Annotated in this window: 26 protein-coding genes and 7 pseudogenes; 14 read left to right on the top strand and 19 right to left on the bottom strand. The window is 38.6% G+C overall.

Annotation, left to right across the window (positions count from 1 at the left end):
* Window positions 1–102 precede the first annotated feature (102 nt).
* The 4 genes from E0D95_RS00160 to namA form a co-directional block, all read right to left on the bottom strand.
* Window positions 103–312: a hypothetical protein gene (locus tag E0D95_RS00160; protein ID WP_000069471.1), complete on the bottom strand. Its 210-nt coding sequence runs from the start codon at window positions 310–312 to the stop codon at window positions 103–105.
* Window positions 305–607, bottom strand: a complete 303-nt coding sequence (locus E0D95_RS00155) for a helix-turn-helix domain-containing protein (protein ID WP_001140619.1) — start codon at window positions 605–607, stop codon at window positions 305–307. The genes E0D95_RS00160 and E0D95_RS00155 overlap by 8 nt, the downstream gene beginning before the upstream one ends.
* Complete coding sequence (locus E0D95_RS00150; RefSeq protein WP_000269903.1) at window positions 600–956, bottom strand: type II toxin-antitoxin system RelE/ParE family toxin; 357 nt, start codon at window positions 954–956, stop codon at window positions 600–602. Before E0D95_RS00150 ends, E0D95_RS00155 begins: the two co-directional genes overlap by 8 nt.
* A 638-nt stretch (window positions 957–1594) precedes the next feature.
* Window positions 1595–2677, bottom strand: coding sequence for an NADPH dehydrogenase NamA (gene namA / locus E0D95_RS00145; protein WP_114190236.1), 1083 nt, complete (start codon window positions 2675–2677; stop codon window positions 1595–1597).
* A 108-nt stretch (window positions 2678–2785) separates the two neighbouring features.
* Between namA and E0D95_RS00140 the strand changes: the two genes are divergently transcribed.
* Complete coding sequence (locus tag E0D95_RS00140; RefSeq protein WP_114190237.1) at window positions 2786–3175, top strand: winged helix-turn-helix transcriptional regulator; 390 nt, start codon at window positions 2786–2788, stop codon at window positions 3173–3175.
* Window positions 3176–3379: 204 nt separating this feature from the next.
* Here the strand turns inward: E0D95_RS00140 and E0D95_RS00135 are convergent.
* The 6 genes and pseudogenes from E0D95_RS00135 to E0D95_RS00115 form a co-directional block, all read right to left on the bottom strand.
* Window positions 3380–3748 (bottom strand): annotated as a pseudogene (locus tag E0D95_RS00135) (plasmid replication DNA-binding protein); the annotation flags it as partial.
* Window positions 3749–4149: 401 nt separating this feature from the next.
* Window positions 4150–4239: pseudogene (locus E0D95_RS15735) on the bottom strand (plasmid replication DNA-binding protein); the annotation flags it as partial.
* 3 nt (window positions 4240–4242) lie between these two features.
* A pseudogene (locus E0D95_RS00130) lies at window positions 4243–4413 on the bottom strand (IS3 family transposase); the annotation flags it as partial.
* Between the two features lie 175 nt (window positions 4414–4588).
* Window positions 4589–4873: a putative quinol monooxygenase gene (locus E0D95_RS00125; protein ID WP_005071539.1), complete on the bottom strand. Its 285-nt coding sequence runs from the start codon at window positions 4871–4873 to the stop codon at window positions 4589–4591.
* 19 nt (window positions 4874–4892) lie between these two features.
* Window positions 4893–5891: a zinc-binding alcohol dehydrogenase family protein gene (locus tag E0D95_RS00120; protein WP_005071537.1), complete on the bottom strand. Its 999-nt coding sequence runs from the start codon at window positions 5889–5891 to the stop codon at window positions 4893–4895.
* A 72-nt stretch (window positions 5892–5963) separates the two neighbouring features.
* On the bottom strand, window positions 5964–6704 hold the full coding sequence (locus tag E0D95_RS00115; RefSeq protein ID WP_005071535.1) for an SDR family oxidoreductase: 741 nt from the start codon (window positions 6702–6704) through the stop codon (window positions 5964–5966).
* Window positions 6705–6839: 135 nt separating this feature from the next.
* On the opposite strand from E0D95_RS00115, the gene E0D95_RS00110 reads away from it, so the two are divergent.
* Window positions 6840–7739: a LysR family transcriptional regulator gene (locus tag E0D95_RS00110; RefSeq protein ID WP_005071533.1), complete on the top strand. Its 900-nt coding sequence runs from the start codon at window positions 6840–6842 to the stop codon at window positions 7737–7739.
* Between the two features lie 49 nt (window positions 7740–7788).
* Here the strand turns inward: E0D95_RS00110 and E0D95_RS00105 are convergent, their stop codons facing one another.
* Together E0D95_RS00105 and E0D95_RS00100 are read right to left on the bottom strand one after the other, a co-directional pair.
* Window positions 7789–8805, bottom strand: a complete 1017-nt coding sequence (locus E0D95_RS00105) for a zinc-dependent alcohol dehydrogenase family protein (RefSeq protein WP_002126642.1) — start codon at window positions 8803–8805, stop codon at window positions 7789–7791.
* Window positions 8795–9790 (bottom strand): zinc-dependent alcohol dehydrogenase family protein, encoded by a 996-nt coding sequence (locus E0D95_RS00100; protein WP_001038512.1) that lies wholly within the window; start codon window positions 9788–9790, stop codon window positions 8795–8797. Before E0D95_RS00100 ends, E0D95_RS00105 begins: the two co-directional genes overlap by 11 nt.
* 469 nt (window positions 9791–10259) lie before the next feature.
* Between E0D95_RS00100 and E0D95_RS00095 the strand changes: the two genes are divergently transcribed.
* The 4 genes from E0D95_RS00095 (at window position 10260) to E0D95_RS00080 (ending at window position 13365) form a co-directional block, all read left to right on the top strand.
* Entirely contained in the window at window positions 10260–10535 is a 276-nt protein-coding gene (locus E0D95_RS00095; protein WP_001133624.1) for a metal/formaldehyde-sensitive transcriptional repressor, read from the top strand.
* 21 nt (window positions 10536–10556) lie between these two features.
* A complete protein-coding gene (locus tag E0D95_RS00090) occupies window positions 10557–11669 on the top strand; it encodes an S-(hydroxymethyl)glutathione dehydrogenase/class III alcohol dehydrogenase (RefSeq protein WP_000842149.1) in 1113 nt (370 codons plus the stop codon).
* 228 nt (window positions 11670–11897) lie between these two features.
* Window positions 11898–12728, top strand: coding sequence for an S-formylglutathione hydrolase (gene fghA, locus E0D95_RS00085; protein WP_130802013.1), 831 nt, complete (start codon window positions 11898–11900; stop codon window positions 12726–12728).
* Between the two features lie 334 nt (window positions 12729–13062).
* On the top strand, window positions 13063–13365 hold the full coding sequence (locus E0D95_RS00080) for a putative quinol monooxygenase (protein WP_000920558.1): 303 nt from the start codon (window positions 13063–13065) through the stop codon (window positions 13363–13365).
* Between the two features lie 85 nt (window positions 13366–13450).
* Here E0D95_RS00080 and E0D95_RS15965 read toward each other — a convergent pair.
* A pseudogene (locus E0D95_RS15965) lies at window positions 13451–13780 on the bottom strand (IS3 family transposase); the annotation flags it as partial.
* Window positions 13781–13963: 183 nt separating this feature from the next.
* Between E0D95_RS15965 and E0D95_RS00070 the strand changes: the two are divergent.
* The 3 genes from E0D95_RS00070 to E0D95_RS00060 all read left to right on the top strand — a co-directional run bounded on the left by E0D95_RS00070 (window position 13964) and on the right by E0D95_RS00060 (window position 17218).
* Window positions 13964–15121 (top strand): iron-containing alcohol dehydrogenase, encoded by a 1158-nt coding sequence (locus tag E0D95_RS00070; RefSeq protein ID WP_000931664.1) that lies wholly within the window; start codon window positions 13964–13966, stop codon window positions 15119–15121.
* A 90-nt stretch (window positions 15122–15211) separates the two neighbouring features.
* A complete protein-coding gene (locus E0D95_RS00065) occupies window positions 15212–15889 on the top strand; it encodes a type 1 glutamine amidotransferase domain-containing protein (protein WP_000697981.1) in 678 nt (225 codons plus the stop codon).
* Between the two features lie 201 nt (window positions 15890–16090).
* On the top strand, window positions 16091–17218 hold the full coding sequence (locus E0D95_RS00060; RefSeq protein WP_005071529.1) for an alkene reductase: 1128 nt from the start codon (window positions 16091–16093) through the stop codon (window positions 17216–17218).
* Window positions 17219–17270: 52 nt separating this feature from the next.
* On the opposite strand, the gene E0D95_RS00055 is transcribed toward E0D95_RS00060, so the two are convergent.
* Both E0D95_RS00055 and E0D95_RS00050 read right to left on the bottom strand, forming a co-directional pair.
* Window positions 17271–17519: a hypothetical protein gene (locus E0D95_RS00055; RefSeq protein WP_005071527.1), complete on the bottom strand. Its 249-nt coding sequence runs from the start codon at window positions 17517–17519 to the stop codon at window positions 17271–17273.
* Window positions 17520–17623: 104 nt separating this feature from the next.
* Window positions 17624–18232 (bottom strand): TetR/AcrR family transcriptional regulator, encoded by a 609-nt coding sequence (locus E0D95_RS00050; RefSeq protein ID WP_000804053.1) that lies wholly within the window; start codon window positions 18230–18232, stop codon window positions 17624–17626.
* A 143-nt stretch (window positions 18233–18375) separates the two neighbouring features.
* On the opposite strand from E0D95_RS00050, the gene E0D95_RS00045 reads away from it, so the two are divergent.
* Both E0D95_RS00045 and E0D95_RS00040 read left to right on the top strand, forming a co-directional pair.
* Complete coding sequence (locus E0D95_RS00045; protein WP_004796105.1) at window positions 18376–19395, top strand: NADP-dependent oxidoreductase; 1020 nt, start codon at window positions 18376–18378, stop codon at window positions 19393–19395.
* A gap of 16 nt (window positions 19396–19411) precedes the next feature.
* Window positions 19412–20050, top strand: a complete 639-nt coding sequence (locus E0D95_RS00040; protein ID WP_005071523.1) for a glutathione S-transferase family protein — start codon at window positions 19412–19414, stop codon at window positions 20048–20050.
* A 410-nt stretch (window positions 20051–20460) separates the two neighbouring features.
* On the opposite strand, the gene E0D95_RS00035 is transcribed toward E0D95_RS00040, so the two are convergent.
* The gene (locus E0D95_RS00035; protein ID WP_000684951.1) at window positions 20461–20892 is read right to left on the bottom strand and encodes a PPC domain-containing protein; all 432 of its coding nucleotides are present in this window, start codon (window positions 20890–20892) and stop codon (window positions 20461–20463) included.
* Window positions 20893–21191: 299 nt separating this feature from the next.
* On the opposite strand from E0D95_RS00035, the gene E0D95_RS00030 reads away from it, so the two are divergent.
* Together E0D95_RS00030 and E0D95_RS15760 are read left to right on the top strand one after the other, a co-directional pair.
* Window positions 21192–22391, top strand: coding sequence for a tyrosine-type recombinase/integrase (locus tag E0D95_RS00030; protein WP_000059636.1), 1200 nt, complete (start codon window positions 21192–21194; stop codon window positions 22389–22391).
* Between the two features lie 33 nt (window positions 22392–22424).
* A pseudogene (locus tag E0D95_RS15760) lies at window positions 22425–22646 on the top strand (antitoxin HicB).
* 275 nt (window positions 22647–22921) lie between these two features.
* Here the strand turns inward: E0D95_RS15760 and E0D95_RS00025 are convergent.
* Window positions 22922–23173, bottom strand: coding sequence for a hypothetical protein (locus E0D95_RS00025; RefSeq protein WP_000937271.1), 252 nt, complete (start codon window positions 23171–23173; stop codon window positions 22922–22924).
* Window positions 23174–23367: 194 nt separating this feature from the next.
* On the opposite strand from E0D95_RS00025, the gene E0D95_RS00020 reads away from it, so the two are divergent.
* Window positions 23368–23589 carry a helix-turn-helix domain-containing protein gene (locus E0D95_RS00020; protein ID WP_000627021.1) on the top strand — a complete coding sequence of 74 codons (222 nt, stop codon included), beginning with the start codon at window positions 23368–23370 and terminating at the stop codon, window positions 23587–23589.
* 545 nt (window positions 23590–24134) lie between these two features.
* On the opposite strand, the pseudogene E0D95_RS00010 reads toward E0D95_RS00020, so the two are convergent.
* Both E0D95_RS00010 and E0D95_RS00005 read right to left on the bottom strand, forming a co-directional pair.
* A pseudogene (locus E0D95_RS00010) lies at window positions 24135–25062 on the bottom strand (IS5 family transposase).
* 56 nt (window positions 25063–25118) lie between these two features.
* Window positions 25119–25733 (bottom strand): annotated as a pseudogene (locus tag E0D95_RS00005) (helix-turn-helix domain-containing protein); the annotation flags it as partial.
* Between the last annotated feature and the right edge of the window lie 452 nt (window positions 25734–26185).

Raw genomic sequence — 26185 nt, 5'->3', positions numbered from 1 at the left:
AAACGAAAGTTCTCAGCTCTCTCTTCGTATATGAGAAAGTCACAATTTATGGCCTTTCTCATATCTATTTAGCATAAAATCTCTTATGCGAATCTGGAAAGATTAAGTTATTTCGTAATATTTTATCCAATAAGCATTGTCGAAAATATCAGTGTAATAGCTTGACTTCTTACAATGTGAAAAATAGTCACAGCATAAATCTCTAATAATTTCAATTTCCTCTAGGCTATCAGCAGCATTGACTAAAAATATAAACTTGTCCAAGTTAACAAGTAATTTACTACTATTTTTCAAAGGTTTATTATTAGACATTGAATCCTATGTGTTTTCCTGTTGGAAGCTCTACATCAATACGAAGTTTTCCGCCCATTGCTTCGACATACTTTTTCATCGTTGAAATTTTAAGATCATGACCACGATTTTCGATTGCTGACAATGAAGGCTGTTTGATTCCAAGGGTTGCAGCCAATTCTTTTTGAGAAATCTCTAACTCTTCACGAATAAGGTGAAGCTGAGTTTCCAACAATAATTCATCCGCCATTTGTTGAATACGAGCTTGACTCTCTGGAGAGCGATTAGCCAATAATTCTTGTAGGGTCTTAGCCATTAGATTGATCTCCTAAAGTTGAAAGATGAATTTCGTATTGCTGATCGGCAATATCTAACATCTCTTTATAAAAACGCTTTTTACCGCCTTTATCACCGATACACAGCACAATAGCTTGTCGTAAAGGATCAAACGCGAAAAAGGCTCTCAGTGGTTTACCTCGATGCTGAACACGTAGCTCTTTCATATTGGTAAATTTGGAGTCATAGACGGTATCTACTAAAGGACGACCTAAACTTGGTCCCTGTTGCTGTAGAACGACCAACGCTGCGAGTACTTTCTCTTGTGTAGATTGATCTTGCTGTGCAAGCCATTCGTTAAACAGATCCGTTGTAATGACTGTCCACATATTACAACCATAATATAGATTACAATCTATATTTTATGCTTAATTGAATTATTATTCAAATGACAATAAAAAATCCCGACGTCATGTCGGGATTTTTCGGGGTGGAGCGCATAGGTAGGGCTGACTACCTAATGGTCATGGTGTCTGACTGATTATTCTTGTTTTAAGTCATTGAACATCTTGTTTATATAGATCGATCATAGGGACTTCACTGGTGCTTGGATACAAACAATTTCGTAAAATGCTGTAAGCCAAAGCGTACAAAAAATCATCAAAAATTATCCCAAAGCTTATCCGCAAGAAATGGGGATAAATTCAGAAATGGAAGCCTTAAGGAATCGGAAGGAAATTACGATTTGATCGTTTTTTAACCAATTTTATTGGCAAAATATATCAAAACTGCTCATAAAAAAGCCGACTTGTTTCCAAGTCGGCTTTTCGACATCGTCGAGCAAATTATTTATAGCATAAGTTTTTGATTTTTATATGTTTCAATTTGTTCATTTCGTATAACGCCCATTATGTTAAATAGAACAAAAAATTAGCTGATATATCAAAAAAAATCAGAAACTTTATCTAAGATAAAATTTCTGATTTATATTCAAAATATAGAAATTATTTGAATATAAGATATTAATTTATACACTTTTTTCAACTGATATATCTAAAGGAGCTGCACTTGGTCTTGGTTGACTACGCTGCCATCCTGAACCATAACGGGTATATTGTGGTGGAACATCAATCTTAACTTTCAAATCATCTGCCGCAGTACGTGGCCAGAATGCGTCTTTTAACATTTCACGACCAATCAAGACAATATCAGCACGCTGATTTTGCAAAATCTCTTCAGCCTGACGGCCTGTTTCAATAAGACCAACAGCACCTGTCAGAATATTAAGTTCTTTACGCAATAATTCTGCGGCTGGAACTTGATAATTTGGGTATGTATTTACAGGAACCATAGCAATACCACCTGATGAACAATCGATCAGGTCAATGCCTTGCTCTTTCATCCATTGGCCATAGATAAGGAAATCTTCGGGTTTATTTCCTTCTTCAAGATAGTCAGTTGAAGAAATACGTAAAAATAGAGGGCCATTCCACTCACTACGAACAGCATCAATCACTTCTCGGACAATTCGATACCGATTTTCATGACTACCGCCATACATATCAGTACGTTTATTGGCTAATGGTGATAAAAATTCATTTAATAAGTAGCCGTGAGCACAATGAATTTCTATTACATCAAAACCAGCTTTAATAGCACGTCTAGTTCCTTCACGAAAGGCTTCAACAACTTCTTTAATCTGCTCAATCGTCATTTCTTGCGGAACACGTGAATCAGCAGTGAAAGGAATTGCTGAAGGCGCAATAGAAGGTAAATCGATACCAAGTTGACGTCCAGCATGACCAAGCTGAGCACCAGCTTTTGCCCCAAAACGGTGAATTGCATCAATAACTCGGCTTAAACCATCAATATGGCTATCATCCCAAATACCTATGTCACCTGGTCCAATAGGGCCATTCGGTAAAACTGATGCAGTTTCGAGCATAATTAATCCAGCGCCACCAAGAGCACGAGCACCATAATGAACTACATGAAAATCATTCACATACCCATCCATTGTTGCTGAATGCATACACATCGGAGACATTGCGATTCGGTTTTTAAATTCTGTATTCCGGATAGTAATCGGTTGAAATAAAAGAGCTGACATTTTTAACCATAGAGTTTGTAATTACCTGCAGTAATGCTACATAATTATAAAAAGTGTTTATACACTAAAAATATTCCAGTACTTACCAAAAGGTAACCATAAGATTTTATGACTAAATTGCGTAATTATGATTCTGCTCCCGGATGTTCAATGGAAGCAGCTCTACATATTCTAGGTGGTAAATGGAAAGGCGTTATCTTATTTCATCTATTTAAGGATGGAACATTACGCTTTAGTGAGCTGCAGCGCCATTTAGCAAGCATTAATCAACGATTACTCACGAAACAATTGAGAGAATTAGAAGAAGATGGTTTAGTGATTCGAACGGTGTACCCGGTTGTCCCACCAAAAGTCGAATATTCATTAAGTGAAGAAGGAAAAGAGCTTCATCACTTAATCTTAGAACTAAGCCTTTGGGGACGTAAATGGCTGGAACGAAGGGGCTTAAAAACAGCAATTAATGAAGATCTAGACTCATTAATTAAGGTTGAAAAATAAAAATGCAGGAGAATTTTTATTAAATTTTCTAAAATTAACATAATACACCTTATACGAAATGCGTTATAATTATCTATAGAAATCAATGCTGTAGTTTATAGCCCGAGCATCCCTGTTCGGGCTTTTTTTATGATTTTTCACGTTCCACGCCTATTCTTTGACCAATGTTTCACGACTTTGTTCATATTAGTTAAACAATCGTGGTTAATCATAGGGTCTAAAAAAACGGCTCCAAAAGCCCCTTTTCTCCGGTTCCTGTTCAACGTGCTCCGGCACTGGAATCCGCTTATTTTCTGTCTGCTCCGGAGTAGTCAATCCGTCATCTTTCGGCTCAAGTTCTGACCGAGGATATGTTGCTATATCCGGGTCTGGTTTCTGATCGGTAAACGTAGTCATATTGGATTGTGGAGGCTTCATTTCAATGAGGGTCAGCAGTGTATCTATGCGAGCGTTTGCCTTGGCTTCACGATCTTCGGCTTTTTCTAACTGCTTTTTTAAAAAATCGATTTGGCTTTTGAGTTCTACAACTGTTTTATCTGTGTATTCAGGTGTATTTTGATTTTGTATTGAAGAATACAATATGTGTATTCTTCAATACACTCAAGCTTTAAAGCCTAGGTTCTTTAGATGGGGTAAGAAGTGCTTTTGTTGTATTAGATCTCTCAGTATTTCTTTGATTTTTGCTGCTAGGCTATCATAGCTCTCATTACCATTTGCTAAGTTTGAAAATTCAGGTAGTCGTGAAAGCTGATTGCCAAACATATTGAGCTGAGCCATTAAAGAATGACCGGACGCATGACGGTCAGGTTGTTGTATGCACGTCAAATAGCCGCTTTACGAAGCAGTGCTTCTCATCGGATGGCTTTGAAATCAAGTGCTGGAATAGCGAGAAAGTACGGGTAACTTTCTCTTTTTCAAGAAGAATGTACGATCAAGTCTGAACTAATACAAATAAGCCCAAGTGAACAATCAAATCAGCCATACGGCTTAAAGAATCGGCTCCCAAAGCCTCTTTTTTCCGGTTCAGGCTGTACGTGTTCAGGAATAGGAATTCGCTTATTCTCGATTACCCAGTTTAGTGTCGCAAGTTGTACATCTGCTAAACCTTGCCAATCTGCTTTTAAATATTCAATCACCTCTGTTTTGTATAAGTCATTCACCGTTTCAGCCAAAGCAATATCATATGAATCACCAGTCGTACCGACTGATGCTCGTAAATTTGCTGCCTCTAAACGATGACATTATTGTCAAAATGCAGGGTATGGGTGGCTCCCCTTAGGGGCATAATTTGTTGAATCCTAGGTTACTATTAAAAAATCAGAAAAAATAGGAGTTTAGAGCTCCCATTTTTTGTTAGCTTTCTAAGTCCCTATGTTAATTTGAAGAATACTTCATCATAACGTCCGAATACAGCTATATTTTTTTGATTTCTACAATATCACTTGATTCAATGAGCGATTGGATATTATCAAATAAACTTTGAATATAATCAGACGCTATATGGATATCTAAATCCTCCCTGCTACGCCATTCTTCTAAGAAGAAATATCTACTCGAGTCATTTTCGCTAATATAAAGCTCATATTTCAAGCATCCTTCTTCGTTAAGTGTAGGCTCTATTACACTTTTTAAAAGCGCTTCTAACTTCTCTTTTTGATCTGACTTTGCCTTAAAGTTCGCAATTACTGAAATAGTCATTATTTCACCTTTAATTTGTTTAGAAGTTTTCTAGTACAATTTTGCCTTTTGACTTACCTGATTCAAGCAACTTATGCGCCTTCTCCAAGTTTGCAGCGTTAATTTTGCCTAGATTTTGGTTCAGGGTACTTCTAATTTTTTGCTGGTCAACTAATTGGGCAACCTGTTGCAATAGATCACCTTGCTTTTCAATATCATCGGTTTCATACATTGAACGGGTGAACATCAACTCCCAATGGATAGAAATAGATTTAGTCTTAAACGGCATAATATCAAATGTTTGTGGATCATCGATCAATCCAAGCTTGCCTTGTGGTGCAATCAGAGAAACTATTTGCTTGGTATATGTTTCTGTATGATTTGTAGAGAATACGTATTTTGGTTTTTCAATACATAGTGCTTCGATTTGTGCATTTAAATCTTTGCTATGATCAATGACATGGTCGGCACCAAGTGATTCCACCCAAGATTTCGTTTCTTCACGTGAAGCTGTTGCTATAACGGTCAGATTTGTTTTTGCTTTTAGGAGTTGGATAGCGATTGATCCTACACCACCTGCACCACCAATAATTAAAATACTGCCAACTTCTATTTCTGAAATTTGAAACCGATCAAACAGCATTTCCCATGCCGTTATTGCAGTTAATGGCAATGCTGCTGCTTCTGCATTAGATACTGTAATGGGTTTAAGACTGATAATTCGTTCATCGACTGCTTGAAACTCAGCATTACTACCATCTCGGGTTAAATCGCCAGCATACCAAACAGAATCTCCTACTTTAAACGAGGTAACTTTTGAGCCAACTTCAATAATTTCCCCAACGGCATCCCAACCTAAAATACGATTATTTGCTTCAGACGAATTTTTTCTCACTTTGGTATCAACTGGATTCACAGAGATTGCCTGAACTTTTACCAGTACATCCCGCTCCTTAAGCGTAGGCTTCGCTTTTTCAATATCTACCAATGAATTTTTAAAATCATCATGGTTATTGATAACATACGATACGGCTTTCATAGATTTGTCCTTAACTTTAAAAAATATAGTAAAAATGGGAGCGAGGTGCTCCCATTTTTTGTTATTCAATCATTAAAACTCTTGGCTCGTTGGGCGTAAAACAATTTCATTAATATCTACATCCGCAGGCTGTTCAATTGCATAAGCAATTGCTCGAGCGACTGAGTCAGCTGGTATGGCTTGTTTGTAGAAATCAGTAACAAACTCTGAACTTTCTTTATGAGAAGAACCGAATTTTAGTTCTGACTCAACTGCACCAGGCTCAATAGTAGTCGTTCTAATTGTTCCCCCAACTTCATGACGAAGTCCTTCAGAGATGGCTCTTACAGCAAACTTAGTACCGCTATAAACAGTACCTCCTGGACTAAATACTTTTATCCCTGCAACAGATGCAAGATTAATAAAGTGTCCAAAGTTTTGTTTTTGGAAAACAGGCAGTGTAGCTGCTATACCATAAAGAACACCTTTAATATTAATGTCGATCATACGATCCCATTCATCAACTTTTAGCTCACTTAATGGTGCAATAGACATTAATCCAGCATTGTTTACCAATACATCGATTTGACCAAATGCGCTTAATGCCTTTTCAATAAGTGCTTGTACTTCCTGTGGTTTGGTTATATCCATACCAATAAATTCAGCTTGACCACCTTCAGCACGAATGTCGTGAACAATAGCCTGTAATTTTTCAGTACGTCTAGCACCAAGTACAACTTTTGCACCTTTTTTAGCAAGTAAGCGAGCAGTAGCTTCACCTAAACCACTACTTGCACCAGTGATAACAACAACTTTATTTTCTATATTATTCATACAAGTAACCTTAAACCTATCTGTCAATCATATTTGATGGGTTAAGTATTACAGCCTTGTTAGGTATAATAAATGAATAATATTATCTTTCAGAATTCCTATTTACGGAATAATTGCCATAACACAGGATTGGACATGCATAACAAATTGGAAATGATGCGTATCTTTTGTGTCGCAGCAGAGTCTCGAAATTTTAAAGAGGCAGCAACTCAGCTGGGTATTTCCCCACAGGCAGTGACACGGGCAATAAAAGAACTAGAAGAGCAGCGCGGAGAGATCCTGTTTTACAGGAGTACTCGACAAATTAAAATTACCGCTGATGGTGAGCGTCTGGCAAAGCAAGCACGTTTTGCGGTGGGATCGATCGATGCTTTGTTTGTAAAAGACACCAAGGAAAAACGAGATGAAATGCATGGGACTGTCCGTCTTACTGTGTCGTCTGTGTTAGGGCGCAAATTGGTAGTACCCGCACTAGCAGAATTTGCCACACGTTATCCAGATATTGTCGTGGATTGTGTGCTAACAGATTCACACTCGGATGTGATCGATGAGCGGATAGATATCGGGATCAGATTTGGATTTTTGCCGGACAATCGATATGTGGCAAGGGAATTGGCTAAAGTGAACTTTTATTCTGTGGGTACGCCAGAGTTAATTGATAAGGTCGGAATGCCTAAAAAAATTATTGACCTTGATAAATACCCTCTAACAGCACTATTCGATCATAAAACAGGGCGTTACTGGCCATGGACATTCACCGAAAGTCGAAGCTTCACGCCATCAAAGCCTCGTTTTATTACAGATGATCTAGAAGCTGAATTTCAAGCTATTCTCGCTGGAGTTGGATTCGGACACATGCCTGGATTTCTAGTTTTGCCGTGGCTTAGGAGTGGTAAGCTCATTCAGATACTTCATAAGGAAACCTCTCCCGTTTGGCGCCTGTATTTATATCGTCCACAGCGGGGCCCGACACCTTTGCGAATCCGAGCATTGTTTGATTACTTAGCGGAAGTGTTGGGCCATATAGAAACCTGAATCAGATGGAACTAACTTTTTTCTAGAAAGTAGAAATCAGATAAGACCATCATGTATTTAGAGTAACTACAATTTTTCCTATTTGCTGATTTGATTCAAGATAGCGCTGAGCGTCATGCATGTCCTCAAAGTTAAAGCAACAGTCGATCACTGGACGAAGATATCCTGCACCTATACTGCTAAGAATAAATCGTCTGGCTTGCTCCCTTAGAACAGGATCATGGAGAACCTCAAGGAACAAAAAACCTCGCATGGTTAAGCTCTTGCGTAATGCAACTTTAAGGGGAAATGGTGTGATCTCAGGGCTAAGTGCACCATGCATAACCATAGTTCCTCCTACAGACATCGCTTTTGCAATCTGTTCAATATGAGGCCCTCCTACAGCATCGAAGGCGACATCAAGATGTTCTCCACCTAAACGTAAAACAAGCGCCTCATACAAATCTGGTTCATCTTCAGTGGCTATAACATTTTTAACACCGAGATCCAGTAAACGTTGCTTTTTCTCTATCGTCTGTGTACTTGCAATGACCTTAGCACCCGCTGCTTCAGCTATCTGTATCGCAGCTAGTCCTACGCTACTTGAAGCTGCTGTGATCAAGATCGTTTTTCCTTTCGAAACTCCACCAGCATTGATTACACCACCCCAAGCCGTCAAATACTGCATCCAGATTGAAGAAGCTTCTTCCCAGCTTAAACTATCGGGTTTGTGAACTAAAAAAGTTTCTGGAATCAGAAGCTTGTCCGCGTATGTCCCATATTTGGCTAGATTGTCAGTCGGAAGAATCGATACTGCATCTCCTGGAGAAAATTGGCGTACACCTTCACCTATTGCCAGAACTATGCCTGCTCCCTCATATCCCAGACGAGAAGGGAATACTGCCTTTTGAATATAAGTACCACGCCGAAACATTACATCAGCCCGGTTGAGTCCGATCGTTTTCATCTGGATTAGAACTTCTCCTGCTGCTGGTAAAGCAACAGGAAGTGTTTCTAATGTCAGAACATCTGTATCTCCAATACTATTGAAGCGCCAAGTCTTGGCCTGAAGTGCGTTAAATGACATCAATCACGACCTTAATATTGGCAGAGCGATCTTGAACAGCATCATGAGCCTCAATCGCTTGGTCTAGAGTAAAATGACGAGGATCAACAATAGGACGCAGTTTACCTTCCTCAACGAGACGAGTCGCGATCTTAAGGATATCACCATGATGAGCACGGCGATTGCCTGTTAACATCGGCATTAGGACGAATACGCCAGACACTGTGGCACACCGTAGAGATGAACTCGCTAAATTATGATTACCAAATGCAGCACAGCTGGTAATGTGGCCATAGTGAGTTGTCATGGAAAGTGAAGCTTCGAGTACTGGACCACCCACAGTGTCGTAAACAATGTTAAAACCTTGACCCTCAGGGCTTGCAGCAATAATGTCATCGGAAGATGCTGTTGTGTAATCGAGAGGTGTTGCACCGAGTTCTGAAATCAGTGATTGATCAGCTGTACGACCAGTCGCCCAAACATTTGCATCAAGTGCTTTTGCAAGCTGAACAACCATATAACCAACGCCACCAGCACCACCCTGAACCAGTACAGTTTGCCCTGGCTGGACCTTCGCATTATCCACTAAACCTTCCCAAGCCGTGAGGAACGTCAATGGTAGTACTGCTGCCTCGCGCATAGAGATATTGCGTGGCTTTAATGCGATCAGATCAGCATCTGCTAAAACATATTCTGCTAAAGATCCTTGAAGACCACGAACGCCACCAATCAGACCGTAAACTTCATCTCCGACATTGAAGTGGGTGACACCTTCACCAACAGCAGTTACAACCCCAGCCATATCTGTTCCCAACACGGCAGGAAGCTCTGGCATAGCATATGGTGCTTCACCAAGACGAATTTTATAATCAATAGGGTTTACACCACTAGCATGAATACGTACTAGAACTTGCCCAGCCTCTGGTTGAGGTATAGGGAGTTCTACACGTTTAAATTCATGATCACCAAAATTTTCTAGGATAAGAGCATTCATCATCTTATTCATAGTTGTTCCTTATTCTTAACTGGGGGATGATGTGCACAGTATCAAAGTAAAATAATCCAATAAATGATATTTATAGGATTTAATAATTCCTAAATAATGAATAATAAATATCATTCGCTCACTAAAAATATTCTAGTACAGTCTGTAAAGGCAGTTTAATTTAAACTGTCGGTAGTATTTTCAAGGCTTGAAACGTTCAAAATATCTACAAAGTGGCTAAAATTTGAAACATAATTCTAAAAGGTCAAAGCATTACAAAGAACATGAGCCAAAATAAAAAAATGGGAGCTAAAAGTCCCATTTTTTTTGTGACTTTCGCATAAGCTCTATGATGTTAATTTAAAAAAACTAAAAACAGAGATAGAAAATTTTCGCTAAAGATCTTTTTGTTTTTCGATTTATAAAAAAAAATTGCTTTTTTTATACTATGGGGTACTATAGTATTAATGCTAGCAAGTAAGGAGGTCTGATGCCTAATCAGGTTGAAGACAAAAAAAAGATTCTTCTACGCGTCAGAAAGATCAAAGGTCAGACGCAAGCGATTGAAAAAGCGTTAGAAGACAATGTGGAATGTGGTGCAATTCTGCAACAAATATGCTCTGTGCGTGGTGCTATTAATGGTTTAATGAATGAGATGTTGGAGGTACATTTAAAGGACACTTTAGTATCAGGTGAAACCACAGAACAACAACGAAAAGAAGAATTGGCTGAAATCGCCAAGATTCTAAAATCATATTTAAAATAGATCTGTATAAGGAATTATTCCATGAAGTCACGCGCTGCTGTTGCGTTTGGTCCTGGTCAACCTCTTCAAATTGTTGAAGTTGATGTTGCACCACCGAAGAAAGGTGAAGTATTAATCAAGATCTCCCATACCGGTGTGTGTCATACAGACGCATTTACTTTATCTGGCGATGATCCTGAAGGTGTTTTTCCCGCTATTCTCGGGCATGAAGGTGCTGGTGTTGTAGTTGAGGTTGGTGAAGGCGTGACTAGCGTCAAACCAGGTGATCATGTAATTCCACTTTACACTGCTGAATGTGGCGAGTGCGTATTCTGTAAATCTGGAAAATCGAACTTGTGTATTTCCGTTCGCGAAACTCAAGGTAGAGGCGTAATGCCAGATGGTACCACTCGTTTTTCCTACAATGGTCAACCGATTTACCACTATATGGGCTGCTCAACGTTCAGTGAATACACTGTAGTGGCAGAAGTATCATTGGCTAAAATCAATCCTGAAGCCAATCACGAACATGTCTGCTTACTGGGTTGTGGGGTAACAACGGGTATCGGTGCAGTACATAACACGGCTAAAGTACAAGAAGGTGATAGTGTTGCGGTCTTTGGTTTAGGTGGTATTGGTTTGGCAGTCGTACAAGCCGCACGTCAAGCTAAAGCAGGGCGTATTATTGTGGTTGACATGAATCCAGATAAATTTGCGCTGGCAAAAGAGTTTGGTGCAACGGACTTCTTGAACCCTAAAGATTACGATAAACCAATCCAGCAAGTAATTGTCGAAATGACTGGCTGGGGTGTAGATCATTCATTTGAATGTATTGGTAACGTGAATGTGATGCGTGCAGCCCTTGAAAGTGCACACCGTGGCTGGGGACAATCCGTAATTATTGGTGTAGCTGGCGCAGGTCAGGAAATCTCTACCCGTCCATTCCAACTGGTTACTGGTCGTAAATGGCTAGGTTCTGCCTTTGGTGGTGTAAAAGGTCGTACGCAACTTCCAGGAATGGTTGAAGATGCCATGAAAGGTAAAATTCAATTAGAACCATTTGTGACACATACGATGGGCTTGGATCAGATCAATGAAGCCTTTGATCTAATGCATGAAGGTAAGTCAATTCGTACTGTAATTCATTACGAATAATCGCGTCAGACCTTATACTTTTCCATGCATGTGCATCATGAATGACATGCATGGAATCCTCTAAAACGGCACATCATCTGTAAAACAGATCTATCTGTGTAGGCATCGTGTATAGGTTCAATAAACCTGCCTACATTTTAAATCTTTATCACTATTCTCTGTGGAGAATGTAAGACTCTTTGTTTACTTGATTTCTCATGAAGTCTTGCTCAACATAGGTAATTGATTATGGAAATAATTGAGAAGCATGCTTCTTTTGGTGGATCGCAAGAAGTGTATCGCCATCAGTCAATAGCATTAAACTGTTCAATGAAATTCTCAATATATCTGCCACCTCATGACAAAGATGAGCGGTTGCCAGTGTTATATTGGTTATCAGGATTGACTTGCAACGAACAGAACTTTATTACTAAAGCCGGAGCACAAAAGTATGCGGCTGAACATAAAGTCATTATTGTTGCACCAGATACCAGCCCACGTGGAGAGGATGTACCAGATCATGCAGATTATGATTTAGGCCAAGGCGCAGGATTCCATGTGAATGCAACACAAGCACCCTGGTCGCAGCATTTCAAAATGTATGATTATATTGTGGAAGAGCTCAGAAATCTGATTGACCTGAATTTTCCGACCAATCAAGTCCAAAGTATTATGGGTCATAGCATGGGTGGTCATGGTGCATTAGTAATTGGATTAAAAAATCCTGAGCTGTATAAAAGTATTTCTGCTTTTGCACCAATTGTTGCACCTAGCCAAGTACCTTGGGGGAAAAAGGCTTTTACACACTACCTAGGTGAAACCGAAACTTTATGGAAAAGCTATGATGCGATTGAATTAATCAAAAACGCTGAAGTTCATTTACCTATTTTAGTCGATCAAGGAACAGCTGATGATTTTCTTGAAGAACAGTTAAGGCCTAAGCTTCTTAGTGATATTTGTTTGGAACAAGAATATCCTCTTACACTTAACCTAAGAGAAGGGTATGACCATAGCTATTACTTCATTGCGAGCTTTATAGAGAAACATATAGAGTTTCACAGCAAATTCCTAGCTAAATAACTTTCATAGATATGAGGATGTACAATATTGTTCTTGAATGCTTCTTGAGCAATATAATTTCCAGATGAAGAGGTCAGCTTATAAATCTAAGGTAGAGTCAATTGATCCTTATATAAATAAGATTGAATTTAATCATCTCATATCTTGATTTTTTGATTCAAATGTTAATGATATTAACTTGAATAAATTCATAGCATTATGTCGAAATAAAAACCTAAATTTTGGCTCAGCTATGGGAATTTTTTTTAACTTTTATACAATAAAACTTTCTGACATGCATACATTAGCAATGTCAGAATCAGTTTAAATTCTAATCAATTATGGAGTTTTAGTCATGCTTAAAACAGCTTTATATGTCCGTCTTGAAGCTAAACCGGGTAAAGAAGACGAAGTGGAAGCTTTTCTTAAAGCCGGTTTACCTATTGTAATGGAAGAACCTGCGACAGTTGCGTGGTTTGGCCTTCGTCTTGGTCCTACAACATTTGGTATTTTTGATGCATTTCCTGATGAGGCGGGTCGCCAAGCGCATTTATCTGGCAAGGTTGCAGCTGCGTTGATGGCTCAGGCCGAAGAGCTATTTTCAGAGCCACCATCTATTGAAAAAGTAGATGTTTTGGCGAGTAAACTACCAGCTTAAACCGATGCTTAAATGTATGAGGGTGCTGTCTGAAATTTTGAATGTAAGGCAGCACTTCAACCCTATGATGTTTGTCAGAGGCTTTCTATTCAAGTTGGGCTACTTTATTTAATGGCTTAATCTCATCATTTACAAGGGTCAATATCCAAAACAGGGTAAATAAACGAATGCAACTATTTACACGCTTTATATTGAACCAATCTATCTAATTTACTGTCGCATTTGTACATCTGCTAAACCGTGCCAATCTGCTTTTAAAATATTTAATCATCGCTATTTTGTATGAGTCATTCACTGTTTTAGCCAATGCGTTCACGACCATGTCAGTAGTCATACGTGTTGATACCTTCCATCCAACAATCGCTCGTGAAAATACATCAATAATAAAAGTGGTATAGAACAAGCCTGAATTTGTTTAACCATAACTAAAGTCGGCAAGCTGAAATAATATTTATAAAAATAGACGACTGGTCTATTTTTATGTATAGTTAGCACATGGTGTAGTCAAAAGCCGCAGTGTTGCCCAATTTTTTAAAGTTTATTTGATGAATAACGGTGGTTTTTCAAATCAATTAACTGATTATCCTAGGATAAAAATATGCTGAATTTTAACTTTTATAATCCGACCCGTATTATTTTTGGTGGCGATACAATAGCTAAAATCAATGACTATGTGCCTACAGAAGCAAAAGTGTTAATGTTGTTTGGTGGTGAAAGTGCACGTAAGAATGGTACTTTAGCTGAAGTGCGTGAAGCATTAGGTGCAAGAGAAATTCATGAATTTGGCGGAATTGAGCCGAATCCGAGTTATGAAACCCTCATGAAAGCCGTAGAGCTGATTCGTGAACAAAAGATTGATTTCTTGATGGCTGTCGGTGGTGGATCGGTAATTGATGGTACTAAATTTATTGCAGCAGCAGTCAATTATACAGGGGATACATGGGAGATTTTAGAAACCCATGGTACTAAAATTACTCAAGCTTTGCCTTTTGCGAGTGTACTCACCCTTCCGGCAACTGGTTCAGAAATGAATAGCGGTGGGGTAGTCACCAGAAAATCGACCCAAGCCAAATTGTCATTTAGCAGTCCCCATGTTTTTCCGCAATTTTCCGTACTCGATCCGAATAAAACTTTTAGCTTGCCGACGCGCCAGTTAGCAAATGGCGTGGTCGATGCATTTATTCATGTCATGGAACAGTACTTAACTTACCCTGTCAATGCACAAGTACAAGATCGTTTTGCCGAAGGTCTATTGCAAACTCTGATTGAGATTGGACCGAAAATCTTGGACGATTCAGCAGATTATGACACGCGTGCGAATTTGATGTGGGCTGCTAGCATGGCACTGAATGGGCTAATTGGAGCTGGTGTACCACAAGATTGGTCAACCCATTTGATTGGACATGAGCTCACGGCTTTACATGGTATTGATCATGCTCGTACCTTGGCCATTGTGTTTCCGGCCAATCTACAAGTGCGTCGTCAAGAGAAGCGAGAAAAATTACTACAGTATGCAGCTCGTGTCTGGCAGATTGTCGAAGGTGATGAAGAACAACGTATTGATACTGTTATTGCTCGTACTCGAGCCTTCTTTGAGCAACTTGGATTGCCGACTCGTCTTAGCGATTATGGACTGGTGGAGACAGATATTGAGATCATCATTACGCAACTTAAATCACACAATCTTACACAGCTAGGCGAACATAAAACTGTTTCATTAGAGATCAGTCGCCAAATTCTCGCGACGAGCATCTAAGCTAAATGCGCGTATCTGGCATGCTCACGCCACACGGCAAGTGATCATGCAACAATGCTCCTCAATCCTGAAAATTATCGGAGAAATAACATGAAAATTTTAATCGTTTTAACCTCACATGATCAACTTGGCAATACTGGTAAGAAAACAGGTTTCTGGCTAGAAGAACTTGCTGCACCGTATTACACCTTTATTGACTCTGGTGCTGAAGTTACGCTGGCGTCACCTCAAGGTGGGCAGCCACCACTAGATCCGAAAAGCAATTTAGCAGAAGCACAAACTGAAACCACTCATCGTTTTGAAGCTGATCCAACTGCAATGCAAGCATTGGCACAGACGCATAAACTTAGCGAAATCTCTGTAACTGATTATGATGCAGTGTTTTATCCAGGCGGACATGGCCCATTGTGGGATTTAGCAGAAGATCCGATTTCAATTTCTCTGATTGAACAGGCGATTCAGTCTGGCAAACCTGTTGCAGCAGTGTGTCATGCCCCAGGTGTTCTTCGTCATGTGAAAGCGAGTAATGGAGCGCCTTTAGTTAGCGGTAAATTAGTGACTGGTTTCACCAATACTGAGGAGGCCGCTGTAGGTTTGACTGAAATTGTACCATTTTTAGTTGAAGACATGCTTAAAGAAAACGGTGGTCATTATTCTAAAGTGGATGATTGGCAAGTATATGTTCAAGTAGATGGCTTGCTGGTTACTGGACAAAATCCAGCATCTTCTGCTGCAACCGCTACAGCATTACTTCAATTGTTGAAATAAAGAGTAGCTAGTGTTTGTTGTGGTGCTTAGCAGCGAATAAACTTCTGACTCTGAGCAACTGGCGCAATAAGCAAAATAACCCTCACTTAATGGTGAAGGGCCTGAGTGAATAGCTTTCCTTCCTTTATTTTTCTATATATAGGAAGGAAGGTTATTTTTTAATTTAGATCAATTAAGCCATGATGACTTGGATACAATAAAATGAAAGCCAGCAAACTTTTTCAAAACTTAAGCTTAGGCCCTTATGTTTTGCAAAACCGTATTGTATTGCCACCATTAACGCGGTCGCGCAGTACTCAGCCAGGGAATATTCCAAATGAACTGATGGCAACCTATTATCAACAGCGTGCCGGGGCAGGATTTATGGTCACCGAAGGTACGCAAATCGAGCCACGTGGTCAAGGCTATGCTTGGACTCCCGGTATTTACAGCCCTGAACAGATTGCTGGATGGTGTAAAGTGACGGAAGCAGTGCATGCTAAAGGAGGCATTATTTTTGCACAACTTTGGCATGTTGGGCGTGTTTCACATACATCTTTGCAACCCGATCATGCATCACCGGTCGCGCCTTCGGCTATTAGGGCTGATAGTAATGTTAAAGTCTTTATTGAGACCGGGCCCAATGCGGGGGCCTTGGCTGATCCTTCAATGCCACGTGCTTTAAGCAATGCAGAAGTTAAAGAATTAGTGCAACTCTATGCTCAAGCAGCGCGTAATGCCTTGGCTGCTGGTTTTGATGGAGTTGAAATTCATTGTGCAAATGGTTATTTGGTGAACCAATTTATCTCTGCACATAGTAACCATCGTGAAGATGAATATGGTGGATCACTAAACAATCGTTTGCGTTTTTTACGTGAAGTAGTAGAGGCAGTTGCTGAGGTGGTTGGTGCAGATCGTTTAGGAGTGCGTTTTGCCCCGCTATTTGAAAGTACAGAGGAAGATCGTGTTTACATGGGGTTGGTTGAAGATGATCCACATGTCACTTATATTGAGGCAATAAAGATACTTGAAGAAGTTGGGATTGCCTATTTATCTATTGCAGAAGCTGATTGGGATAATGCACCAGAACTTCCTCATGATTTTCGTAAAGATGTCAGAGACACTTTCAGTGGTCGGATTATTTATGCAGGTCGATATACGGCAGAAAGAGGGACTCGAATTTTAGAGGCAGGTCTGGCCGATTTAATTGCATTTGGACGCCCATTTATTGCGAATCCAGATTTACCCGATCGTATCGCCAATGGCTGGCCATTGAATGCAGTAGATGCAAGCACTATGTATGGTGGGACGGAAAAAGGCTATATTGATTATCCAGCTTACGCAGATTAATATTGACTTAATGAGTTATTTTGCCAACCTTTGTGGTTGGCAAAATAACGACTTAGGATTGCTGTTGCCAGCACAATTTCTTCTTAAAATTTTTTAGCCGTGTAATGAGCCAACCTGCCAGTGGGAAAGAAATCAGTTGCGTTACTGGCACTAATACTATGACTTCAATCAACACCATCATCGGGAAACTTTGATGATGAGTAATTGGCTTTAATAAAGTGAGTACCAGTAATAGTGTGGGATATAAGCCTAAATATCCGACTAAAATACGAGTCATGAGGGCTTTAGAAGGAGAATTCATTGTGCGCTATACTCATGGATTGTAAATTGATCTAATAGCAACACATTAATAAGTAATCATTGGGCTGCTGTCATTAATTATGTAATTGATATTTAATCTAATTTTTAAGAAACTTCACTTTTTAATAGAAATTTAGTTGCTCTCAGAGCTTGATGTAATGGTGTTTTATCTTTTTGCAACTTACTCAATAATGCTGCACCTAACCACATTTGGTAAAGTACTTGTGCCAAAGTCGAGGCCTCAGTATCTGCTTGGATAGACTGATCCTGTTTTCCCAAATCAATTAAACCAGCAATACGCTCGATTACATCATCCACGCCAGCGGACATAATGGAGCGCATATCTTCAGATAGATCGGCAACTTCTGCGGCAAGTTTCACAATTAAACAACTATCCGCCCAACCACACTGTGTTTCAGGATCTTCTATCCATAAATTAAAATACTCAATCAGCTTTTGATAAGGAGATTTATCACTACGCCATACATCATTTAAACGGACTTGGTAATTATCCACATAATGCTGTACCAATTCACATCCGAAAGCTTCCTTGGATTGGAAATAATGATAAAATGAGCCTTTGGGGATCTCACAGCTCTGTAAAATTTCCTGTAATCCTACACCAGTAAAACCTTTATGCAAAATCAGGTCTGAACTGGTGTTAAGAATGTGTAAGCGCTTCGCTTCAGACTTTTTAATAGGATTAGGCTTCATATTAATTATTTACTCTATTATAAAAAATAGACCAGTCGTATTGTTTTTTATTATAACTCCTCTACAATGGATGTAAAGAAATTTTAATCATAATTTTTGATTGTGAAGAGAAATACTTCCAAATAAAACATGGAGTTATATGTGTGAAAACAGTTATTAATCAACGCATCGTTTTAGCTAAACGGCCAGTGGGTGAGCCAAAACACAGCGATTTTCGTATTGAGCAAGTTGAACTCAATGAACTTAAACAAGGCGAGATATTGTTAAAAACCATTTACTTGTCACTCGATCCTTATATGCGTGGTCGCATGAGTGATGCTCCTTCATATGCAGCACCGGTTGAAATTGGCGAAGTGATGGTCGGTGGAACAGTCAGTCAAGTGGTGGCCTCTAAAAACCCAAAATTCAAAGAAGGCGAGTGGGTTCTTTCCGGAAATGGCTGGCAGGGCTACGCAATTTCTAATGGGTCTGCCTGTCAAAGCTTAGGTATGCAACCTGAACATCCATCTTGGGCATTGGGTATTTTGGGAATGCCAGGATTTACTGCTTATATGGGGTTGTTGGACATTGGTCAGCCTAAAGCCGGTGAAACTTTAGTCGTTGCAGCTGCAATGGGACCTGTGGGTGCTACGGTTGGACAGATTGGCAAAATTAAAGGTTGTCGCGTGGTTGGCGTCGCAGGTGGGGCTGAAAAATGCCGTTATGCAGTAGAAGAACTCGGCTTCGATGCTTGTATCAATCATCATGATGAAAATTTTGCAGAACAATTACAACAAGCAGTTCCCACCGGTATTGATATTTATTATGAGAATGTAGGGGGTAAAGTGTTTGATGCGGTATGGCCATTGCTTAACTCTGCGGCACGTGTACCGGTGTGTGGTGTGGTTTCCCAGTATAACGCTACCGAGCAAGCACAAGGGCCAGACCGTTTACCGGGCTTTATTTCCACCCTTTTAAAAAAGCGTATTCGCATGCAAGGCTTTATTATTTTTGATGATTATGGCAGTCAGTATCCGGAATTCAATCAGCAAATGTCTGACTGGTTGAAAGACGGAAAAATCAAATATAAAGAGCATATGGTGCAAGGTTTAGATAACACGATCAATGCTTTCAATGGTATGTTAAAAGGCGAAAACTTTGGCAAAGTGGTTGTAAAAATTTAAAAAAATAGGAATTATTATGATTACACTACATCATTTAGATCAATCACGTTCTTTTCGCATTTTGTGGTTACTTGAAGAAATCAAGCAGCCCTATGAGCTGAAACGCTATTATCGTGACTCAAGCACGCATTTGGCCCCTGAATCTTTAAAAACCATCCATCCTTTAGGGAAATCTCCAGTATTGGAATGGGATGGCAAAGTTATTGCAGAGTCAGGCGCAATCGTTGAGTTATTAATTCAGAAACTTGCGCCGCATTTAGCACCAGATATGGATGAACCTACCTATGTCGATTATCTACAGTGGATTCATTTCTCAGAAAGCTCTGCCATGCTGCCATTTTTGTTAAAAACGTTTAATGCGATAGAAACCAAGCAAGGCACGAAGTTGGTATTTCTAGAAAATTATACTCAAGTTGAGTTCGATAAGGTATTTGGCCATTTAAATGAATATTTAAAAGATAAAGAATTTCTAGTGGCAGACCGTTTAACCGGTGCTGACTTTATGATGGGCTTTGGACTACATGCTTTAGTTTATCATATGGGACAAGGTGAAAATTATCCACATATCCAACGTTATGTAGCAGGTTTAAGCCAACTACCTAGCTGGCAAGTCGCAGTACAAATTGAACAAAATGGTGTGAAAAGTCAAAAATAGCAAAATTGTTTTTTTAACGCAATTGAGAAAAAGAATCATGATTGACAAGTACATATGATTATAAAATAAGCTGACACTTATTTAAAGTAAACGCCTAATGAATTTCATCGGGCGTTCTCTATTTTAAAGATAAGGAATTACCATTATTTAAGACAAGTTTCGCCTATTCTTTCACTGCAAATTCCTATCAAAAGGGCTTGAATATCACGACGGTTACGTTGAAAGATATAATCAACTTTTGAAAGAAAAGTGACTAACGCACAGCAAGATTAAATTATTCCTTGGGGTATTAAACAAGTAATCTATATCATTTTAATAACATAAACACACATGCGTAAAAATCACGCCCCGCTTAACTGGCAATAGTTTTTGAACCCTCGTATAAAAGCTTAAAAGAATCTAGCAAGTCTTTATTTAATGTTAATACTCATCCAGTATTGAGGTTTTTTATCTTTTCTTGCCTGTGATCTAGGTTGTAATACTCTAATTTCATACTCACCTGAAGCAGGTAAAATATAAATACCATTATCATCAAGCTCTGGAGAATATTCTCCAATATTGATGGAGTCTTTTAATTGATTACCCCATAAGTAAGCTTCAACATTTCCTCCAGTCAACTTCACTTTTAACTTTTGCCCTTTTTTAGCATAAAATTTGTAGGAATCATACTTGTATCCCTCTATCCTTCCGTAATAATTTGCAGAGTAAGCTTTTTTTGCAAATTTAACTACAACAGTCTTTCGTATATCATTGTTATCATTTGCAAGTACGGCTGGGCTAAGCATAGTTAAAGTTAGGGCCATAAAAGCACCAGCTAGTAATTTCGTATTCGCTATTTTCATAAGGTTACCTTAATTCTTGTATCGCCCCTGACATAGTAACATAAGTAATAAGTAACCATGAATCATGGAACAGAACTGTGAATAGTCATAACATAGAGTTGCACTTCAAATGCTAATTTAAGACTTGCGAAATCAATGGTTAATTAATTGGTCACTAAGGAATAGCCAATCTAGATATAAACTTTATTTAACAAATACTTATAAAAATATGTGATGCGTATCATACGCATCATATATAAAGCGTTCTATTTTGATATAATTGATCCAATCAACCCCTTATTAGGTTTCATTTAAATTCCATGAGTCTTACTGATATTAAAGTTCGCCAAGCTCATTGCAAGGAAAAAACCTGTTTTTTATCCGATGAAGATGGGCTTAGCCTGAAGATTGAGCCGAGTGGAAGAAAATCTTGGTGCTATCGCTATACAGATCCACAAACTAAAAAACGTCGACGCATTCAGTTAGGTCTTTATCCTGATTTATCGCTGAAAAAGGCACGACAAGTCAGAGATGACTTTAAAGACAATAATTTCTGTTTTGAACATGATACTGCCTCTAATCTTATCACCTTTGGTAAGGTCGGGGAGGAGTGGTTACAGTTCAAACTGAAGAATGCCTTCAACGATCTACCCCGCTGTGGTGTACTACAGTTAGCAGAAAGATGCTTACAGCAAGATATTTATCCAGACCTTCAGGATTTACCTTTTCAAAACATCAAGCGCTATGACCTGGTTTCAGTAATCAAAAAAATAGAGGGACGCCAAGTAAAAGAACCTGTCAAAAAAGCTTGTAGTTATTTGAACCAAATTTATGACTACGCTGTAGCGATGGGTTATTGTGAGTTCAACATCGCTCATGGTTTAAATAAAATCACCATTAACAGCAAAATCAAGAAAAATTATCCGTATTTGAAAGCGGAGGAAATATCTGATTTTAAGAATAAATTACAAAAATTGGATGCCCATCCCATTATTAAAAAAGCACTGATGTTCAAATTACATACTGGCGTGAGAGGGGCCGAATTGTTATTGGCTGAGCCTCATCATTTTGATTTAAATGAAAAAATCTGGAAAATACCTGCCTTGCATATTAAACAGTTTCGACGAAAAGTTATATTAGGCCATGAGATTCCAGATTTTTTAGTTCCACTTTCAAATCAGGCTTTAGAGATTTTGAAAGACGTCATGCAGTGGTCATACGGTGAAAAATACCTTTTTGCTAGCCCTCGCAAACACAATCAACCGATTCATTTTAATACTCTAAATATGGCCATACGTAAGATGGGGTATGGCAAACATCAACTATCTTCTCATGGATTACGTTCTACTTTTAGTACCATTTTGAATGACTCAGGTTTGTTCCAAGATAATTGGATTGAGGCACAACTTTCACATATTGATAAGAACCGTACCCGTGCCAGCTATAATCACGCTGACTATTTAGCTCAACGGACTGAAATGATGCAGTGGTGGGGTGATTATTTAAGTACTAGTAAGTGAAAATCGTACTTTTATACATAAACTTAAAACATGATGGGGTGTCAAATGAATAGTAAACAATATACTTACCGTGTTAAATGGTCAGCTGAAGATAATGGGTATGTTGGGTTATGTGCTGAGTTTCCATCATTGTCTTAGCATGATGCGGATCAGTCTAAAGCATTCTCAGGAATAGAGGAGCTCGTTGCTGATATTGTCGCTGATATGATTAGCAATAATGAAAAAGTTCCTACACCACTCTCCGGAAAAATATAGTAGGCAATTTATTGTCCTTGTTCTCAGTGGTTCAACAATAACTTGCCCTCGAAGCTGCAGAACGTAGTGTGGGCATGAATCGTTTAGTATCAGTAAAAAGAGCTATGTAATTTTAGTCTTTACTAAAGTCTAGTAGGAGTGAGTGATAAAGCAGGAACAAGAATTTATGCTTCATATATTCTGTAAATCGTATGAATTTGAATTAATAGGTATTTTAAAAGAAAGTTTTCTTTGATTTAGTGTTTTTATATAAAAAAATAATTTTTAAAAATAACTTAGGCTAATTGATAAACACTATCTGGAAAGATTAAAAGAAAATATTTTTTAATTTCTGCTAATTCATTTAAGGCAGGTTCTCTTTCTAGCAGTTGAAATGTCCAAATAAGTACAGCCTGATGATTATCATAGCAAGTATTTACTCCAAGAAAATTAGCCAATCCATAACTTCTATTGATGTTCATTTCTTTAATTAATTGATTTCCTAAGTCACGAGCTTGCTGGCTGATTAATAACTCATTTGGTAACACGGCGGTCATCTCCACAAAAAAATCTAATGCAGGTTCAATCCTTATATTTAAAAAGTTATAATTTAATTGAAATGGATAAAATATACTTTCTATAAGTTGTAATAACCTGCTGTAGGTTAATTTTAGCAAAGTATTACTCAGGCAACAACTTCAAATAACCCACAGCAAGTTATTTTTTGTAAATTAATTTAAATATGATTACTTGTAAGTTATCTAGCCTCATGGGCGATAGAAAAATTTTAAAATTAAGTGAAGTGGTGCATGCGACAGGAATCAATCGTAATACGCTGACAAGTATGTATTATGACCGTGCTATACGTATCGAATTGCCAGTCGCTGATAAGTTATGTAAATACTTTAACTGTACGATGAATGATTTGTTTGAGTTTAAGGAAGAAGTTGAAGAAAAAGATTAACCAATACTTCTTTTGATAAGTTTTCTCTACAGGTCTAATACTGAACTTTATAAAATTTCATCGAAAACAGAGATTTACTTTATTATTTATATAAAAGAATCAATCGAATGATAGAGGTTTTTTTCTTATAACTTAATCAAGAAGAGGGCTAATGACCCACAATAGCGATAACTATTGTGGGTTTGTTCCATGTAATGCAAATTGCAGTACAAGGAATTTAAAATGACTTCACTGCTGATCTTACGTTGCCCTTGTACTTATTGCAAGATTTTTAGTCTTTTTACATGATTTTTCATTTAACCATTTAAATTTCTTCTTTTTATCATTTTGATAATTTTAAGTACCCGATCTTGACGTCATAGTGTTTGAGATCGAACGTTCGATAGATGTCCGCAATCCATCGAATAGCTGAACCTCATTTGAGGTTCGCAGAGAGTCCAATATATTTTAGCTCAAGGACTCTATGATTGCTTTGGGATTTCTAATTCTAAATGGCTTTGTTACACAAAGATTTAAAAGTTAAGACTTCTCATATCTACTCAAATTTAAGTGACAACTCGGGTATGTGGTCTGCCTAAGTCCGTAAATTTATTTAATACTGCCATACGTGCATGAATCTCATTGACTTGGCTTTGAAAATTTCTCGCACTGAGTTTATCCCCTAATAATTTGATGCAATGCATCTTGGTTTCAACCAAACTTCGCCGATGATAGCCTGACCATTTCTTCCAAATAGTTCTTCCTAAACGTTTAACTGTTCGAAGCAACTCATTGCGTTCTAGCGAGCCCATCTTTTTATCTTTCCATGGCTTCGCATTTTTTCTTGGTGGAATCACTGCATGTGCTTGCCGATCCGCAATGACCTGTCGGCACTGTTTGGTATCATAAGCTCCATCGGTATAGACGGAGTCAACTCTCTCATCTTGTGGAATCTGATCGAGTAAATCACCAAGTACCTGTGAATCACTCACATTGTTGGTTGTGAGCTGAACAGCGCGTATTTGTAAGGTTTTAGCATCTATACCAATATGTAATTTACGCCATTGGCGACGATATTCAGACTGATGTTTTTTACGCTTCCATTCACCCTCACTTAAGAATTTCAGACCTGTAGAGTCAACGATTAGATACAGTCCAACACAACTTTTTTGATAGCTAATCACAATCTCAATATGCTGTTGTCGTCTACAAATTGTAGTGTAGTCTGGCGCTATCCAATTTAACCCACAAAGATGGATGAGACTTTGAACAAAGCCTGTGACCATGCGTAAAGACAATCGAAAGAGAGATTTAATCATTAGGCAGCATAGCTGCGTCGGAGTAAGTTTGATTTCGTTCTTGTTTGCCTTTTGATGGGGCATACCATTGCGTAGCAGGATCAAACCAAATGGCAATATTTCCACGATTAATGAGAGCTCGGTTATATGAAGACCAATTGGTTGTGCGATAAATTTTAGGTGTCGACTTATTCATTTGAAAATTATATTGTGGAATAAGCCTTTAGAGATAGGTTTGTGCAACAAAGCCCTATAAAAGGCCAGCGGCTTGCCATATTGCTCAATGTAGACTCTGGTCGAAAGCATATAGTCAAAGATGGTTTAAGCCTCACAAAAGCGCAGATGCAGCAGCTTTCCAGTGGCATCATCAATATAGACCAGCAAGCAGCATTTGGCAGCTCGACCCTCAAACCAGTCATGATATGAGCCATCGATCTGGATCAGTTCACCGAAGCAATCACGGTTATATCTAGGCTGATATGGACGTTTCAGGCGTTTGGATCGCGGAATCCAGAGTTCATTGGCTGTCATCCAGCGTCGAACCGTTTCTACAGGAATACTCAGACCGAATATGCTGCTGAGCTTCTCATGAGCCAAGGTTGGACCAAAGCCCAGCAGATGTTCAGAAATAATGGAAAGGCATTCAGACTTTACAGCTTCATCATAGCGTTGATGGCCAGGTTGACCACGACTGGCATGTGTCAGGCCTGAAACACCGTCTTGCTTTAGCTTCTGCAATAACCGGGTAATTTGACGGGTTGAAAGATTCAGAATTTCAGCAGCACGGGCTTGTGTAATACGTTGATCTCGAACGTCTTGCAGGACTGCAAGACGTTGTATTTCCTTGTCAGACATAGTGATCAGCATCTCAAGTTTTATCCAGTCCATGATGTTGATGTGCATCATAGACCAGACATTTTTATTGGTGAGAATATAGACATTTTGAATGGGTTCTAACAATTGTGATTTCGTATAATCTTGATTATGTTAAATCCGATACACCGAACAATAACTTCTAATTCCTGTTGTTTTGAATGCCATTATCAAATAATTTTTTAAGATTGATCCGATCCATCAAATGCCGGCACTAAACAACTAATTTTATTGTAAAAATTAAAAAATATAAGGTAAGTAAATATATATATAAGAAAACTTGATTAATTTAATTTTTAGTGTATAGTTAAGTTAACTAGGCTTTGTTGCACAAAGATTTGAAATGCAAAGCGCCCCTAATTGAGCCAAATTTAAGGCGTAACTTGGGTAAGTGGTCGACCTAATTCCGTAAATCTGTTAAGGACTGCTACACGTGCATGGATCTC

This window comes from Acinetobacter ihumii (assembly GCF_900625095.1).
GTDB lineage: Bacteria > Pseudomonadota > Gammaproteobacteria > Pseudomonadales > Moraxellaceae > Acinetobacter > Acinetobacter ihumii.
The sequence above is the reverse complement of the archived record's forward strand: the minus strand, read 5'-3'. Positions and strand labels throughout refer to the sequence as shown.